We start from the raw sequence: 2,252 nt of genomic DNA, 5'->3' as shown, positions 1-2,252 counted from the left end.
GCACTAAACCTGCGGTAGTTTCTTCGATTAACAGCCGGAAAGAGGTAACTTTTTAATTCATTCTTAACCTCATATCAATCATGAAAAAAAAGAAAACCTCATCCAGACTGCTTGTTCTAATGTAACAGGTTTTGCTGAACTGCTTGCCAAGTTTGAACAAAAAGTTGTAGTCGCCGGCAAAAGTCAAAGCACGCTTTCAAACTATGCTAGACATCTGGCAAAATTGGCCATCCACTTCAATGAATTACCCACTGAAGTAGATCCCGACCGGATCAACGATTATCTACATCTGGTTAAGCGTAGTCATAACACCCCTTCGGATTCTTACTTCAAGTTTACTGTTTACGCCCTTCGGTTTGCTTATCGAATCGAAGGGATGAAGGACAAACGGATCGAGCTTCCAACGATCAAGCGAAGCAAAAAGCTTCCAGTTGTGTTGAGCCAAGAAGAAGTCCGTCGCTTGCTTAGAGCTCCCAAACTACTTAAGCATCGAATATTAATCGGCCTTCTTTATGGTTGTGGACTTCGCTGCTTTGAGGTTAGAAACCTGAGGATTGCCGACCTGGACTTTGATAGAAAAATGCTTCATGTGAAGGATGGTAAAGGCAAAAAGGATCGCTATGTTCCACTGGCTGACATCCTGATCCGTGGACTAAAAGACTATCTAAAGGCAGAACAGCCGAATGAGTGGGTGTTCAACAGCAAAGATCAGGAGATTGTAGGTCGTGTAGGCGGAGATTTTGATTCCAGATATTCCCAGCGTGGAGTACAGTGGGCAGTCAATGAAGCTAAGAAAAAGGCAGGCATCAGCAAGCCCATGAGCGTGCATACGCTCCGTCACACCTTTGCTACTCATTTACTGGAAGAGGGATTGGATATCCTGACAATCAAAGATCTATTGGGGCATGAATCCATCGACACCACAATGATCTACTTACATGTGGCCCAGACTGAAAAATTCCGTGCCTTCAGTCCGCTAGACAGACTCTACCTGTCCAGAAAGTGAATGCCCACTTTGAAGTGGCCCATGTTCTCAGGCAGCATTGGACAGAGGTGGAAAACCATCCACAGATCAACAGGTGGCAGCTTCGGACTTTGTCTGCATTAAAACGCTGCCGTACTGCAGACCTCGGCGGACATGTAGATGCATGCACCGAATGCGGAACAATACGTATTAGCTACAACAGTTGTCGGAATAGGCATTGCCCGAAGTGTCAGGGTAAAAACAGGGAGGACTGGATCGCCAAGCGGGAAGCCGAGCTGCTTCCCGTTCCCTACTTCCATGTGGTGTTTACCTTGCCGGAAACCTTAAATCAGCTGGCGATTTATCAACCCAAAGCAGTCTATGACAGTCTGTTTGAAGCATCTTGGCAGACAGTTCGCTGCTTTGCCAAAGACCCGAAGCATTTGGGAGCCAAAGCAGGAATGATTGCTATTCTGCATACCTGGGGTCAGACTATGTCGCTTCATCCACATCTACACTGTATCGTGCCGGGAGGAGGACTGACTAAAAAGGGTAAATGGAGGACAGCGAAAAGCAAGGGTAAGTTCCTCTTCCCGGTGAAGGCTATGAGCAAAGTATTCCGGGCGAAGTATGTGAAAGCACTCAAGTCAAGGATCAACCCCGATAAGGAACTGATTAGTGCACTGTTCCAAAAAGAATGGGTGGTATTCGCCAAGCGGCCTTTTGGACACCCAAAAGCGGTATTGGAATACCTGGGTAGATACACCCACAAGGTGGCTATCTCCAACCATAGGATTCTGGAGATTGACCAAAAGCAAACTACATTCAGTTACAAAGACTATCGACAGGGAGCTCAGAAGCTGGAGATGAGTATAGATAATCTGGAGTTTATCCGCAGATTTACTATGCACATCTTACCAAGAGGATTGGTACGGATTCGGCACTTCGGCCTCCTTGGAAGCTCAGCCAAAAAAGTGAGCATTCCACTGATCCATCAGGAACTGGGAATCTCAATTCCAGAGAAAGAAGCTAGAATACTCGAAGTCTATAATCCAAGATATTGTGCTTGCTGCGACAAAGAAACCATGGTCAGCATCCAGCGAATCCCCAAACGCGGGCCACCAAAGGCAGTCTTTTCTTCTGTTCCAACCCAATTCTAATTTCTGATTTTGATCGGGCTGGCGAAGCTATGCCCAAACCACAAAAAAGCCGATCCAAAACGTGTCTGGAAGGGCTGAAAATGACCTAATCTTTTTGATTCGATATTGAATCTGATAGTAGAATTTAC

Annotated in this window: 2 protein-coding genes; both read left to right on the top strand. The window is 46.0% G+C overall.

The window, feature by feature from the left end; genetic code table 11:
- Window positions 1-223 precede the first annotated feature (223 nt).
- A complete protein-coding gene (locus BVH02_RS21120) occupies window positions 224-1,006 on the top strand; it encodes a tyrosine-type recombinase/integrase (RefSeq protein WP_223271945.1) in 783 nt (260 codons plus the stop codon).
- Complete coding sequence (locus BVH02_RS21115) at window positions 1,003-2,124, top strand: IS91 family transposase (protein WP_425320765.1); 1,122 nt, start codon at window positions 1,003-1,005, stop codon at window positions 2,122-2,124. The genes BVH02_RS21120 and BVH02_RS21115 overlap by 4 nt, the downstream gene beginning before the upstream one ends.
- Window positions 2,125-2,252 lie beyond the last annotated feature (128 nt).

The organism is Algoriphagus ratkowskyi (assembly GCF_002150505.1).
GTDB classification, from domain to species: Bacteria; Bacteroidota; Bacteroidia; order Cytophagales; family Cyclobacteriaceae; genus Algoriphagus; species Algoriphagus ratkowskyi.
Note: the sequence above shows the minus strand (reverse complement) of the source record. Positions and strands in the feature narration are given on the sequence as shown.